This window comes from Asticcacaulis sp., assembly GCA_024707255.1.
GTDB lineage: Bacteria > Pseudomonadota > Alphaproteobacteria > Caulobacterales > Caulobacteraceae > Asticcacaulis.
This window is the reverse complement of the sequence record JANQAC010000002.1, coordinates 1,594,394-1,607,840: the sequence shown is the minus strand read 5'-3', so window position 1 is coordinate 1,607,840 and position 13,447 is coordinate 1,594,394. Positions and strand designations below refer to the sequence as shown.

The 13,447-nt window shown below is 59.7% G+C and carries 14 protein-coding genes and 3 pseudogenes; 10 read left to right on the top strand and 7 right to left on the bottom strand.

Translation table 11 applies throughout. The annotated features are described in order from the left end of the window. Positions 1–31: 31 nt before the first annotated feature. From NVV72_18985 to ykgO, 5 genes and pseudogenes are all read right to left on the bottom strand, one after another. A pseudogene (locus NVV72_18985) lies at positions 32–841 on the bottom strand (MFS transporter). A 145-nt stretch (positions 842–986) separates the two neighbouring features. Further along, positions 987–2,000: a hypothetical protein gene (locus tag NVV72_18980; protein ID MCR6661295.1), complete on the bottom strand. Its 1,014-nt coding sequence runs from the start codon at positions 1,998–2,000 to the stop codon at positions 987–989. Continuing rightward, positions 1,997–2,392 (bottom strand): hypothetical protein, encoded by a 396-nt coding sequence (locus NVV72_18975; GenBank protein ID MCR6661294.1) that lies wholly within the window; start codon positions 2,390–2,392, stop codon positions 1,997–1,999. Before NVV72_18975 ends, NVV72_18980 begins: the two co-directional genes overlap by 4 nt. A 129-nt stretch (positions 2,393–2,521) precedes the next feature. Then, complete coding sequence (locus tag NVV72_18970) at positions 2,522–2,836, bottom strand: DUF2312 domain-containing protein (GenBank protein ID MCR6661293.1); 315 nt, start codon at positions 2,834–2,836, stop codon at positions 2,522–2,524. A gap of 143 nt (positions 2,837–2,979) precedes the next feature. Further along, positions 2,980–3,105, bottom strand: coding sequence for a type B 50S ribosomal protein L36 (gene ykgO / locus NVV72_18965; protein MCR6661292.1), 126 nt, complete (start codon positions 3,103–3,105; stop codon positions 2,980–2,982). 253 nt (positions 3,106–3,358) lie between these two features. Here ykgO and NVV72_18960 point away from each other — a divergent pair, with 253 nt between their 5' ends. From NVV72_18960 to NVV72_18920, 9 genes and pseudogenes are all read left to right on the top strand, one after another. Then, entirely contained in the window at positions 3,359–4,684 is a 1,326-nt protein-coding gene (locus NVV72_18960) for a lytic murein transglycosylase (GenBank protein ID MCR6661291.1), read from the top strand. A 103-nt stretch (positions 4,685–4,787) separates the two neighbouring features. Further along, entirely contained in the window at positions 4,788–5,666 is an 879-nt protein-coding gene (gene motA / locus NVV72_18955) for a flagellar motor stator protein MotA (protein ID MCR6661290.1), read from the top strand. A gap of 286 nt (positions 5,667–5,952) precedes the next feature. Further along, a complete protein-coding gene (locus NVV72_18950) occupies positions 5,953–6,168 on the top strand; it encodes a hypothetical protein (protein ID MCR6661289.1) in 216 nt (71 codons plus the stop codon). An 87-nt stretch (positions 6,169–6,255) separates the two neighbouring features. After that, positions 6,256–6,441, top strand: a complete 186-nt coding sequence (locus NVV72_18945) for a hypothetical protein (protein MCR6661288.1) — start codon at positions 6,256–6,258, stop codon at positions 6,439–6,441. 78 nt (positions 6,442–6,519) lie between these two features. Further along, positions 6,520–7,026, top strand: a pseudogene (locus NVV72_18940) (MnmC family methyltransferase). 176 nt (positions 7,027–7,202) lie between these two features. After that, positions 7,203–8,306: an FAD-dependent 5-carboxymethylaminomethyl-2-thiouridine(34) oxidoreductase MnmC gene (gene mnmC / locus NVV72_18935; GenBank protein ID MCR6661287.1), complete on the top strand. Its 1,104-nt coding sequence runs from the start codon at positions 7,203–7,205 to the stop codon at positions 8,304–8,306. A 61-nt stretch (positions 8,307–8,367) separates the two neighbouring features. Next, a complete protein-coding gene (locus tag NVV72_18930; GenBank protein ID MCR6661286.1) occupies positions 8,368–8,811 on the top strand; it encodes a DUF6491 family protein in 444 nt (147 codons plus the stop codon). A gap of 35 nt (positions 8,812–8,846) precedes the next feature. Then, positions 8,847–9,251 carry a DUF6491 family protein gene (locus NVV72_18925; protein MCR6661285.1) on the top strand — a complete coding sequence of 135 codons (405 nt, stop codon included), beginning with the start codon at positions 8,847–8,849 and terminating at the stop codon, positions 9,249–9,251. 1 nt (position 9,252) lies between these two features. Then, complete coding sequence (locus NVV72_18920; GenBank protein ID MCR6661284.1) at positions 9,253–9,660, top strand: DUF6491 family protein; 408 nt, start codon at positions 9,253–9,255, stop codon at positions 9,658–9,660. Between the two features lie 76 nt (positions 9,661–9,736). Here the strand turns inward: NVV72_18920 and lepA are convergent. Next, positions 9,737–11,555, bottom strand: a pseudogene (gene lepA, locus NVV72_18915) (translation elongation factor 4). Positions 11,556–11,730: 175 nt separating this feature from the next. On the opposite strand from lepA, the gene NVV72_18910 reads away from it, so the two are divergent. Then, positions 11,731–12,177 carry an energy transducer TonB gene (locus NVV72_18910; GenBank protein MCR6661283.1) on the top strand — a complete coding sequence of 149 codons (447 nt, stop codon included), beginning with the start codon at positions 11,731–11,733 and terminating at the stop codon, positions 12,175–12,177. Here NVV72_18910 and NVV72_18905 read toward each other — a convergent pair. Then, positions 12,174–13,427, bottom strand: a complete 1,254-nt coding sequence (locus tag NVV72_18905; protein MCR6661282.1) for an SGNH/GDSL hydrolase family protein — start codon at positions 13,425–13,427, stop codon at positions 12,174–12,176. The genes NVV72_18910 and NVV72_18905 overlap by 4 nt on opposite strands. Between the last annotated feature and the right edge of the window lie 20 nt (positions 13,428–13,447).

Genomic DNA, 13,447 nt, shown 5'->3' with positions numbered 1-13,447 from the left:
CGCCGCCATATACGGTCAGGAACAGGCCCGTCTGATCGGGGCGACCGACATAGTATTTGATGTAATAGGCGCTGGCGCCCATGCGCGTGCTGATCGTCACCATGACCACCAGGGCCAGCACGAACATGATTAGCCAGGGGCGGTTTTGCAGCAGATCGCCGATATCCTTCCACGGGCTGACCTTTTGCTCGATAACCGGCTCGACACGTTCGCGCGCTGTCAGGAACAGGGTGAAGAACAGGACACAGGCAATTATGCCGTAGATCGTCATGGTCAGTTGCCAACCCAGCACCTCATTTGCACCACCGAGATATTTGACCAACTTGGGGGTCATATAGGTGACGAATGTGCCGCCCAGGAAGCCGCCGACAAAGCGGAAACTGTTGAGCTGGGTGCGCGCCTGGGGTTCGCTGGTCAGAACGCCGGAAAGCGCGCCGTAAGGGATGTTGATGACCGAATAGATGACCATCATCAGGGCGAATGTGGCATAGGCGTAGACCAGCTTGGCTGTGGAATCGAGATCGGGCGTGGTGAAGGTCAGGACGCCGGAAGCGGCCAGCGGTACGGCGGCCCACAAAAGCCAGGGGCGGAAACGACCCCATTTGGTGCGAGTCCGGTCGGCCACGGCCCCCATGATCGGATCGGCGAAGGCATCGACCAGCTTGGTGGTGAGCAGCATGGTGCCGGCGGCGGCGGCATTGAGGCCGAAGCTGTCGGTATAGAAGATCAGCAGAAAGGCGCTGATGGTTGTCCAGTAGAGATTGAAGCCGAAATCGCCTGAGCCATAGCTGATCTTTTCCAGCCAGCCCGGCGCGGCGGCGGTCTTCGCATCCTGTGTCATCGTTCCCAACTGTTATAATTTTGTTGGGTTTTGTTTAGCACAGGTGACAGCCTTGTCATGTTTTTTAATGCGCTCAGACGCCGCGAGGCTCGGCGCAACGGCGCCGGCGGGCACTTTGCCCTGGCCAAATCTGGCGATTTGGAAATTACCTGAGGAATTTGGCGCTCATCTGCCGGCAGGTCTCCAACTCGCGCATTCCGAAGGCGGTGGAAGGCTCGATCTGGCTGGCCTCGTGCCATTCGTTGAACGAGACAATCAGGATCCAGTCGGGCTTCGCGGCAATGGCGGCGTTCCACAAATCGCGGAACGGCATGCCATTCTCACGTTTGATAACCGGACGCTTGCCCTTGCGGTCCCGTTGCAGGCGGTCATCGAAGCCGGGCAGGATGGTGGCGGTGGTGACCTTGGCGCCGCTCTGGGCCCTGACCCAGTCCGTGTAGTATTTTGTGCGCCACAAAGACGGCAAAAACCGGGTTTCCGCGCCCTCGAACTGTTGCGAATAGATGTGCAGACCGTCGAAAGCGCTTTTGCGGGCCTTGATTTCCTTCAGCGTATTGGCGGTAGCGATGTAGCTGATGGCATTGGGCGCCTGCTTTTCGATCAGGGTGCGCGCCTTCTGCCAGCCGTCAAGGCCGATATTCTGCATCAGGCGGTCGAAATACATGATGACCGGCTTGTTATCGAGCTTCAGCCAGGCGGGATGGTGGCCATAGGTGCGATAAAGATAAAGCGTATCCTCGGCCACGCCTTCAGCGCTGGACACCTGCTCGACATAGGCAGTGACCTTCAGCCCCTGCACACCGGCGGCATCGAGCACCCGTCGCAACTGGTCGTTGGTGCGGTCGGTCCGGCCCCACCAGGAAACGATCAGTCCGGTAATGCCGGCCGCCTTGATCTGCGCCATCTGACGGGCAATCACATCCGGATCGAGGCTGTCATAGGGACCGCCGACCGGATAGTTGGGCGCATCGGCAATGCGTTCATGCGCCGTATCGGGATTGAGCCAGTGAATATCCTGGCCGGAACGAGCTTTGGTGCCGTACCAGCCATAATAGAAGACCAGTACCTCCTTGCGCTGGCGGGCCTGCGCCAATGCCTGGAACGGCAAGAGGGCGGTGGCGGTCAAGCCGGAAAGCAGATGGCGGCGGTTGGGCATCATTCGTTTTCGTTCTCTTCCGGGGCAGCCTGTTTGCCCTTTTGGGCTTTTTTGCGGATTTCCCTTAGCTTCACGCCTTGGCGCAGAGATAATGTGCCATTCATGGCGCCCTTGTCAGGATCGGCAAAGGCCCGGCCATAGGTCTTGACCCGCTCGGTGACGCCTTCGATAAAGTCGGTCTCCCATTCGGACAATTCGACGCCCTGCTCGGCGGCAATCCGGCGCGCCTTTTCCAGCGCACGGATCGTGGACGCCTGCATGGCTTTTTTCTGCGCCTTGATCTGGTCTGCAGGCGCCAGTGGCCTGGCTGCGAGTTGCGTCTTTGCCTGCAAGGGCTTTTTGGCTTGCAGCCCTTTCGATCGCGTCATGGCTTTGGCGGGGGTCTTAAATGCCATCCTGTCTCGCCGCGCATGAAAAAGCCGTCCTCATGCGGTGAACATGAGGACGGCTTTGAGTATCGTCAAGGCATTGTTTGCGCCTCACGTTTATCCAAAAAGTGGTGACCACTTTCTGGCATGAGGCGGTTAGCGGTCGCCGATCGCGGTCAGATAGAGGTCGAGGATGGTTTCTTCCTCGTCGCGCTTGACCTTGTCCTTCTTGCGCAAGGAAACGACCTTGCGCAGAATCTTGACATCGAAGCCTTCGCCCTTGGCTTCGTCGTAGACTTCCTTGATGTCGCCCATGATGCCGGCCTTGTCTTCTTCAAGGCGTTCGATGCGCTCTATGATGGTACGAAGGCGGGTTTGGGCGGCGCCGGAAATGACATCATCGGCGGAGAAGGAGAGGGGGGGCGTCGTCGGCCATGGCGGATATCCTGTAAAAGCGGTTCGTTTAACCATAGCGGTTGCGAATCAGCTTCTCAACGGTAGCCTTGAGGATAAGTCCCGATGACCTGTGGATTAAAAGGCAAGTGCCAGACACGAAAAAACGCTTAAAGCGTGTGCCTTAAGCGTTATTCGCATGTATTGGCGCAGAAGCGTGATTAGCCTTGCTTGGCCTTGAAGCGCGGATCGGTCTTGTTGATGACATAGACGATGCCCTTGCGGCGCACGATCTTGCAATCGCGGTGACGACCCTTGAGCGACTTGAGCGAGCTGCGGACTTTCATTGGTTTTCACCTGATCTTAAAAATAGATGCGAAGAAGCGGGAACAGGGCAGCACAACCGGGTCGCGCGCATGGGCCAACTTCGTTAGAGGGCGGGTATCTAGGGGAGAGGTCCGGAATTGTCAACGGTGATTTGCCGAAATCGGGCAATTTCCGGCCTCTCACATCATTCTGACAACAAAGTGAGGCTTTTAAGGGCTTGGAAAGCCGAACGCAATGAGGTTAGCTGGCCATTCAAGAAGTTGAGGAAATGCCATGCGGTTACGTTACATCAGCCTGTTCGCCATTCTGACCGCGTGCAGCACGGCCACGCCGCAGCCGGCGCCGACGCCCGTAACGCCGCCAGTGCCCGAGGCTTCCGCCACTTCGTCTTCCTTCGCATCCGCCAGTGAAGCGGCCACGCCCGCGCCCGCTGCGACAACGCCCTTGCCGGCCAATGCGACCTTTGATGACTGGAAGCAAAGCTTTATCGCCAAAGCGGCCGGGCAGGGCTTCGACCCGATGTTCACGGCCCAGGTGCTGAGCAATGTCACCCCCCAGGCCAGTGTCACGTCATCCGATTCGCAGCAGCCGGAATTTTCCAAGCCGGCCAGTTCCTATATCCGGCAGACCGTTACCGATTCCCGTTTCGCCGCGGCCCGTGCGCGGCTGGATGCCAATCCCAATGTGCCGGAGATCGTGCGCACCTCCGGCGTGCCGGCCGAGGTGCTGGGCGGCATCTGGACCATGGAGAGCGATCTCGGCCGCGTTCAGGGCAATATAGATGTGGTGTCGGCCCTGGCGACCCTGGCCTATAATGGCCGCCGCCGTGACTGGGCTGAAAGTGAACTGATCGCCTGCCTTAAGATCCTGCGCGATTCCGGCATCAGCCGCGACACGCTGAAAGGCTCGTGGGCCGGTGCGATGGGCCAGACCCAGTTCCTGCCGGATAATTACCTGACACTTGGCGTCGACGGTGATCATGACGCCAAGGTGGATATATGGGGCTCGGATTCCGATGCCCTGGCCTCATCGGCAAACCTGCTGGCTAAAGCCGGCTGGAAGCCGGACGAAGAGTGGGCAGTCGAGGTCATGCTGCCGGTCGGGTTCGACTACTATCTGGCCGAAACGGCGAAAAAGACGCCGACCGAATGGGCGGCGCTGGGTGTCAAGCGCGCCGATGGCGGCTACTGGAAGCCGGCCGAAGTGTCGGAGCCGGCCACGATCCTTCTGCCTTCGGGCGCGAAGGGGCCGGCCTGGCTCGCCCTGCCCAACCACTATGTCATCCGTAAGTACAATAATTCCACCGCCTATGCCCTGGCGGTCGGTTTCCTGGCGGATGGTATCGCCGGCAAGCCGGGGCCGGTGACACCGTGGCCGGTCGAGCCGCCGCTCAGCCTCAATCAGCGCCTCAAATCGCAGGAAGCGCTCAAGGCCGCCGGATTCGACCCCGGCGTTATCGATGGCGTGATCGGCGTCGGCACACGTTCCGCCATCCGTGAATGGCAAAGGGCCAACCACCTGACGGCGGATGGCTATCTCAGCTTTGACCTGGCCAACCAGTTTGTCGTCATGACCGGCGGCGTCGCCGAAACGAGATGACCGGGGCTGCGAAAAGTTAAAAAACGCGGTTAATGGCTAACGCCCCTTTAAGGATTGGTCACCATAGTCAGGCTCATAAACGAGTCGCTGGGTGTTCCTTTAAATGTTTCAGATTATCGGTATTGTCTGCCTGTTCGCCATGGTGTTCGGCAGCTACATCATTTCCGGCGGCAATATGGCGCCGATTCTCCACGCCCTGCCGCACGAACTGATGGCCATTGGCGGCGCCGCCATTGGCGCCACCCTGATCTCCAATAGCGTGACCACCCTGAAGGGCATGGGCGGCGGCATGGGGAAGGTGTTCGGCGGCACGAAATGGAAGGCGAGCGATTACCGCGACCTGCTGTCTCTGCTGTTCCTGCTGACCAAGACGATGAAATCCAAGGGCGTCATCGCGCTGGAAAGTCATATCGAAAAGCCACACGATTCGACGATTTTCAACCGTTTCCCCAAGATCGTTAAGGATCACTTCGCCACAGATTTCATCTGCGATACGCTGCGCATGATGACCATGAACCTCGAAGACCCGCACCAGGTCGAGGATGCCATGGAAAAGCAGCTTGAAAAGCATCACCACGAGGCCCTGCATCCGGCCCACGCCATGCAGTCGCTGTCCGACGCCCTGCCGGCACTCGGCATCGTCGCCGCCGTTCTGGGGGTCGTCAAGACCATGGGCTCGATCACCGAACCGCCGGAAATTCTCGGTTCCATGATCGGCGGCGCGCTGGTCGGGACCTTCCTCGGCATCCTGCTGTCATATGGCCTGGTCGGGCCGTTCGCCGCCCGCATGAGCGGTGTCATCGAGGAGGATTCGTCTTTCTACAAGATTATCCAGTCGGTGCTTGTGGCGCACCTGCATGGCAATGCGGCGCAGATATCGGTGGAAATCGGCCGCGGCAGCATTCCTTCGCAGTTGCAACCCAGTTTCCTGGAAATGGAAGAAGCGCTCAATAATATCCCGGCCGAAGGCGCGGCGGCATAAAGGCGGGTTTCGGTTTCATCAACAAGCAATGCGGATATTGTCAGGGCGGCACGATTCGCCGGTTTACGATCACGATTTTTGGCCAGTTTCTCCGTTAATACTGATTAACGTGATCGTTTTTTGCCAAAAATACCTCATTTTCGATGAAAAAGATGCATTTAGTTACGCAGGTGATCACAGTTTTGTGAAATAAACTCTTGCGGGACTCGGTCAAAATAGGTATGAAAAGGCTCGGGCCTGGGTATCAGCTCCTGGCGCTCTATTTTAGAAAATAGGATCTGATCGCATGACCTCCAAGATCGTTCGTACCGCCCTGGTCGCTGCTGCTGCCGTCGCTGCCCTGTCGGTCGCCGCCTGCCAGAAGCCCGCTGCCACTGAAGAGAGCGCTGCCTCGGAAATGGCGCCTGAAGCCGCTCCGGCCGATGCCACCGATTCGTCGGCTGCCGTTGATGCCGCTGTCGCCGCTTCGCCCGCCGCTGCCGAAGCTTCGGCTTCGCACTAATTACAAGATTTGACGGGGGTGCTAATACCCTCGGCAATAGGTTCAGGAATGGTCCTGTACCTTCAAACTATCAAAGGGAATAGATCCATGACCTCCAAGATCGTTCGTATCGCTCTGATCGCTGCCGTTGCCGGCGCTGCTCTGTCCGTCGCCGCCTGCACCCCGAAGGCCCCGACCGAAGAAGCCGCTTCTTCGGAAGCCGCCGTTTCGGACGCTGCCGTTTCGGAAATGGCTCCGGCTTCGGAAGCCGCTTCGGAAGCCGTTTCTTCCTAATCATTCGCCTTCGGGCATTTGATGTGAAAAGGGTCGCCTTTGGGTGGCCCTTTTTTATTGCCTGGGCTAGAAGCGGGCATGTCTCAGACTGACCCTGAACTCTATTTCGCAGAAGATGGCGCGCCGCGATCCGGCCGCTTCGGCGACATCTATTATTCGCTCCAGGATGGATTGAGCGAATCCCGCGCCGTTTTTCTGGCGGGCTGTCATATGCCGGATATCTGGGCCGGGCGAAGTGACTTTACCCTGCTCGAACTGGGCTTTGGCACGGGGTTGAATATCGCCGCCGTCATGGCGCTGTGGGCGGAGGCGCGGCCAGCCGGCGGACATCTGCATATCTTTTCTGTCGAGGGCTTCTTGATGAGCGCCGCCGATGCCGGCCAGGCTTTGGCGGCGTGGCCCGAACTGGAGCCCTTTGCCGAGGCTTTGTTGGCGCAATGGCCAAAACCAAGGCGCGGCTTCCATTTTATGAATTTCCCACAATGGGGCGTCAGCCTGACGCTTGGGCTGATGGATGTTCGCGCCGCCCTGACGGCGTGGGAGGGCAAGGCCGATGCCGTCTTTCTCGATGGCTTTTCGCCGGCGTTAAATCCCGACATGTGGGCGGATGATGTCTTCGCCCTGGTCGCCGAGCGGACAAAGGGGGCGCGCGTCTGGCCACCTTCACCGTGGCGGGCTTCGTGCGGCGAGGGCTCCAGGCGGCCGGTTTCACCGTTGAGAAGTGTCCCGGCTTTGGGCGCAAGCGGGAACGGCTGGAGGCGGTGCGCGCCCGCGAAACATCACCGGCGCTTTCACGTCCTCAAAAGCTGGCGGTTGTTGGCGCCGGTATTGCCGGCTGCGCGCTAGTCCATGAAGCGCGGCAATTGGGCCTTGCCGTCGATCTCTTCGAGGCCGAGGGCATTGGCGCCGGCGCATCCGGTAATGCTGCCGCCCTGGTGACGCCGCGCCTGGATGCAGGTGACAATGACATATCGGCGCTGTTCGCCGATGCCTTCGCCTACGCCGCGGCATTGTATCGGCAATTGTGCCCTCAGGCCATTCTGGGGGAGGGGGTATGGCAATGCGAAGCCACGCCAAAAGACGCCTCGCGCTTTGAGCGGATTGCCAAGCAATCCGGTTTCGCCGAAGGCGATCTGAGTCTATTTGCTGCGGGAGAGGCAATGGATATACCTCAGGCTTCGGGCATAGGTCTCCATACGGCCCTGTGGGTCAGGCCCGCTAAAATCCTGTCGGCACTTTTGGGGCAGAAAACCGTAATACAGGCGCGGATCACTGGCTACGGCCTGACAGAGGCAGGCTGGCGGCTTGAAACCTCTGAGGGGGCGGTTCATGCGGGCTATGACGCCGTCGTCTTCGCTTGCGGTGACGGCATCTTCGATCTGGCGGATTATCGGATGCGCTACGATCTGCGGCCGGTGCGCGGACAGCTCGAAATTGTAACCGATCCTGTACCGCTTAAAAGCGCCTTGAGCCGGGGTGGTTATGCTATTCCGCTGGCGGATGGCTTTCTTTTTGGCGCTACCCACGAACGCGAAGATCGCGGGGATGATGTGCGCGAGGCCGATCGTGCGCGCAATCTCGACAGCCTCGCCAGGGCCATGCCTGAGCGTGCCGCCCGTGTAGCCGACCGTCCATTCCAGTCCCGCGCCTCCATTCGGGTCATGACGCGCGACTACCTGCCGGTCGTGGGAGCGGCGGATGAAGGCATTTATCTGTTGACCGGTCTGGGCGCGCGTGGGTTCTGCCTGGCGCCGCTACTGGCCAGGGGCTTGCTAAATCAGATTATCGGCGTACCGTCCGCCCTGCCGCGTGCGGCAAAAAATTTGCTCGATCCGCGACGCCTTTTGCCGCGGGGCGACGTATAAACAATATGTTCATTCTGCGTTCAGCTTCGAGAGCCTATCCCTTGTCGTAAGAGGTGTTGTCATGAAGAAGTCGACCTGTTTCGCCGCCCTTTTCGCTGCCGCTCTCGGTGTCATGGCCGTGGGCGGTGTGGCGCTGGCGTCGGCCGGCCGGCCCGCGCCGGATAACAGGCCCGCCCGTGACCCGAGGGCCTGTTTCGATTCCTCGCAGGTACGCAGTTTCCAAACGGAAAAGGATGACAAGGTCATCATCATTTCCAACTGGAACGAAGCCTATGAACTGACCATGACGCCGGCCTGTATCGGTCTGGATTCCAGTTTCCGTATTGGTATCAAGTCGCGCGGCAGCGGCCTGAACGATATCTGCGGGCCGTTCGATGGTGAGATTGTTTACAGCGACATGGGCGACCGGCCGCTCAAGACTTGCCCGATACAGGCCGTGCGTCACCTGACGCCGGAAGAGGCGGCGGCCTATGGCGTCAAGCCCAGGGCTGACAAACCCAAATAATCAGAGGGAGCAGGATGATGGCGAAGACTATGTACATGGCGGGGTTTGCAATCGCGGGCCTGATGGCTGGTGGCCTGATCGTGACGGCCTGTGCCGGCACGCCCGCGGATGGCGGTGATCAGGCGTCGGTGCAGGCAAAAGTTGCGCCGAAATGCCTCGAAGGCCGCAATATCGGCCGCAAGCATGTGGTCGATGACCATACGCTGCTGGTTTATGATACCTGGGGTAATCCCTACAAAATGGATATCGGAGGCCCCTGCAAGTCGATGACCGATTTCTCGCAGATCGGCTTTGAATTTAACGGCACCAGTCAGATTTGCCAGGCGCATGACGCTATGCTCCTGCGGTCGGAAAACGGCGAGCGCCCGGTGAAGTGCCTGATCAACAGTTTTGAGCCGATAACCCGCGAAGCCGCGGCCTTACTGGACAAGGATAATTAAGGTGCGCAACACAAGACTGATTCTGGCGGGTCCGGCGGCGGTTCTGGCCGTCGTGGTCGTCGGCTGCGCGGCCACGTCTCACGTTGAACGGACGCCCAACCCCGGTGTCCGTTCGGTGGCGCCGGCGCAATGCGTCTCATCACCACTGGAAACCTCCACTGTGATCGACCGCCAGACCCTGCTTCTGGTCGATCGCAGCGGCAATTCGCTGGTCATGCACATGACCGGTCCATGCATGACGAAGAACGAAGCGATCAAGCTGGAATATCGTGGCAGCACCCGCGTCTGCGGGCCGCTCGATGTCGATATAACCGGCGACATCACGACAGCTATTCCCATGCACTGCATGGTCGATACGATCGAGCCGCTAAACAAGGAAGAAACATTAGCCTATCAGAAGGCGCATTAAAAAAGCCGGAAGCAGATTGCTTCCGGCTTTTTTAATAGAAACGATAATATTCCGGGTCCAGGGGCCGTGCCCCAGGTCAGTCATTGTCCATCTTAAGCGCAGCAATGAAGGCTTCCTGCGGGATTTCGACCTTGCCGAACTGCCGCATCTTCTTCTTGCCTTCTTTCTGCTTTTCGAGAAGCTTCTTCTTCCGTGTGGCGTCGCCGCCATAACACTTGGCCGTCACGTCCTTACGCAGGGCGCGCACGGTTTCGCGGGCGATGATCCGGCCGCCGATCGCCGCCTGGATGGGGATCACGAAGAGGTGTTGCGGGATCAGTTCGCGCATCTTCTCACACATGCCGCGCCCACGCATTTCGGCGCGATCGCGGTGGACCAGCATGGACAGGGCATCGACCGGCTCGGAGTTGACCAGGATCGACATCTTGACCAGGTCGCCTTCGCGGTAGCCTTCGATATTGTAGTCGAACGAGGCATAGCCCTTGGAGACCGATTTCAGGCGGTCATAGAAATCGAAAACCACTTCGTTGAGCGGCAGGTTATAGACCACCATGGCGCGGGTGCCGACGTAAGAAAGATCGACCTGTTCACCGCGGCGATCCTGGCAGAGCTTGATAATGGCGCCGAGATAATCGTCCGGGCAGAAGATGGTCGCCTTGATCCACGGTTCCTCGATATGGTCGGTCTTGACCGGGTCGGGCATGTCGGCCGGATTATGCAGGTCGATGACCTCACCATCATTCATGTAGATCTTATAGACGACCGATGGCGCGGTGGCGATCAGGTCGAGATTGAACTCGCGGCTGAGACGCTCCTGGATGATTTCGAGATGGAGCAGACCGAGGAACCCGCAGCGGAAGCCGAAGCCGAGCGCGGCCGAGGTTTCCATCTCAAACGAGAAGCTGGCGTCGTTTAGGCGCAGCTTGCCCATGGCCGAGCGCAGGTCTTCGAAATCGGCGGCATCGACCGGGAAAATGCCGCAGAAGACGACCGGCTGGACTTCCTTGAAGCCCGTCATGGCCTGGGGCGGTCGGCTTGCGCTCGTCGGTAATGGTGTCGCCGACGGCGGCGTCGGACACTTCCTTGATCTGGCCGGTGAAGAAACCGATCTCACCGGGACCGAGGCTCTCTACGTCTGTGGCTTTCGGGCTGAAGACGCCGAGCTTGTCGATCTTGTAGGTGGCGCCGGCATTCATCAATTTGACCATCTGGCCGGGCTTCATGCGGCCGTTGAACACGCGCACCAGGACGACGACGCCGAGATAGGGATCGTACCACGCATCGACCAGCAGGGCCTTCAGCGGTTCGTTCTCGTCGCCTTTCGGGGCGGGCAGGCGGGTGACGACGGCTTCCAGCACATCCTCGATGCCGAGGCCGGACTTGGCCGAACACAGGACGGCATCCGAGGCGTCGATGCCGATGACGTCCTCGATCTGGGCGCGAATGCGTTCCGGCTCGGCGGCCGGCAGGTCGATCTTGTTGAGGACCGGCACAATCTCGTGATTGTTGTCGATGGCCTGGTAGACATTAGCCAGGGTCTGGGCTTCGACGCCCTGCGAAGCGTCCACCACCAGGATCGAGCCTTCGCAGGCGGCCAGCGAGCGCGACACTTCGTAGGCGAAGTCGACATGGCCCGGCGTGTCCATCAGGTTCAGCACATAGGTTTCGCCGTCGTGGGCCTTGTAGTTGAGGCGGACGGTCTGGGCCTTGATGGTGATGCCGCGTTCGCGCTCGATATCCATGTTGTCGAGCACCTGTTCCTTCATCTCGCGCGCGGTGAGGCCGCCGGTGAACTGGATCAGGCGGTCGGAAAGGGTCGATTTGCCGTGGTCGATATGGGCGACGATGGAAAAATTGCGGATCTTGGAAAGGTCTGTTTGGTTCTTTGGGCTCATGCGGGTGCGGATAGCATGACGCGTCGCAATAGGGAAGGGGCTGGGCGTTTGTGCCTCAATGCGGTCGAAGCGCTCTTAACCACCTATTTCAAATTTAGGGATTGCGGGAATCCCCTAATTGTCCCCTTATGTCGTCCAGTGGCTTACTGACGGAAATCCTTGTGAGTGTGGGCTTATGAAAACGACTGTTTTTTGCTTATCCGTCCTGAGTGTCCTGACTGCCACGCAAACCTTTGCGCAGGATGCCACCGCGACCGGTGGCGGTGTTCACTGCGCGCCGACAGCCGCGCCAGTTATTCCCGATGGAACCCGTCTTTATACGCGCGATGGCGATCTCAGCCAGGCCGGGGAATATCCGCGCGTAGCGAAAGTCAGCGCCATTGAAGGTCAGGCCCAGGTCGATTGCCAGATCGGCGACGACGGCGGCCTGACGCAATGCGTGGTCGCCGCCGAAAGCCGTCCGGGTTACGGCCTGGGAGAAGGGCTGGCGGTGACGGTCCTGAAATGGGCGCAGACCGATATCAGCCAGCCCGGACATCATGCCGGTGACTGGCTGCGCTTCAGCACCAACTGGAAGCTGCCGGGCGGACAGGCCGCCCAGCAACTGGCGGGCAGCCGTTAATTTTCAAACAGTTTCAAATCCACCGCTTCCGCCATGGCCTTGTAGCCGGCGGATGACGGATGCAGGTGGTCACCACTGTCATAAGCCGGTGACAGACGGTAGGGCTGTGCCGGATCGCGCAGGGCGGCATCGAAATCGATCACCGCGTCAAAGGCGCCGGATGTCCGTATCCAGGTGTTGACGGCCTGGCGGTCGGCCTCGTTCAGGGCGTCGGGGTGGTAATAATCCATACCCATGAAGGGCGTGATTGTGCCGCCGTAGATCTTCAGACCGTGGCTGTGGGCCTTGGTGATCATCTGCAAATAAGCCGCCTTGAGGCGGGCAACCAGGTCGTCATGCGCCGCTTGCGTTACGGGCGCGTCGCGCGTCAACATGCCAAGATCGTTCACGCCTTCCAGCACGATCACATATCTGACGCCGCTCTGGCTGAGCACATCGCGGTCGAAACGCGCCGAGGCATTCGGCCCCAGGCCATCGAGCAGGAGGCGATTGCCGCCGATGCCGGCATTGAGTACCGAAATTTGTTTGTCCTTCAGGCGACGGCCGAGAAAATCCGGCCAGCGGCTGTCGCTGTTCGGCTTGATGCCGTAACCATCTGTGATCGAATCGCCGAAGGCCACCACGGCGGCCCTGGCCGATCCGTTTTCAATATCGAGGCCGGCTATGGTGAACCAGTGATCGAACTTCTTCGCTTCCGGCAGCTCGGCATCGCTGACATGGTCGCCGTGAACGATCCAGGAGGTGGTGCGCGACCCAGGATGGCCGGTCTGTTGTTGGGGCAGTCCTGCCGGCATATGAAAACTGATGGCAAGGACAGACTGATCGGCCACGGTCATTGAGATCGGATCGGAAATATAGTCCGCGCCGGCGGGAATGACGATGTCGCTCAAACCGCCAAACGTAACCGGATGATCCGTGGCCGGATCGATGGTGGAGGCTCCGGCTATTGTCGTCCGCGCGACATGGACATTGCGCAGGGACAGTGGTTCGGTGCCCATGGCATTGGAGAGGCGCAGGCGGATCATATTGCCGCCCTTGGCGACCCGGATCGTCTGGCGCAGGGTGGCGTCAGTCGCGTCGGCCGGGGAGAGGGCGCTGTCGGCGCCCGGTGTCATCTGCGCGGTGGACCAGACCGTCACCCACGGTGACTGAGCTGGTTTGGCATGGGCCGGACCGATGAAGCCGAGGGGCAGAACCAAAGCCAAAGTCGCGGCAAACAGGCTGCGGCGCGTCAATCCAAACGGGGCCATCTCATTCTCCCAATGATATT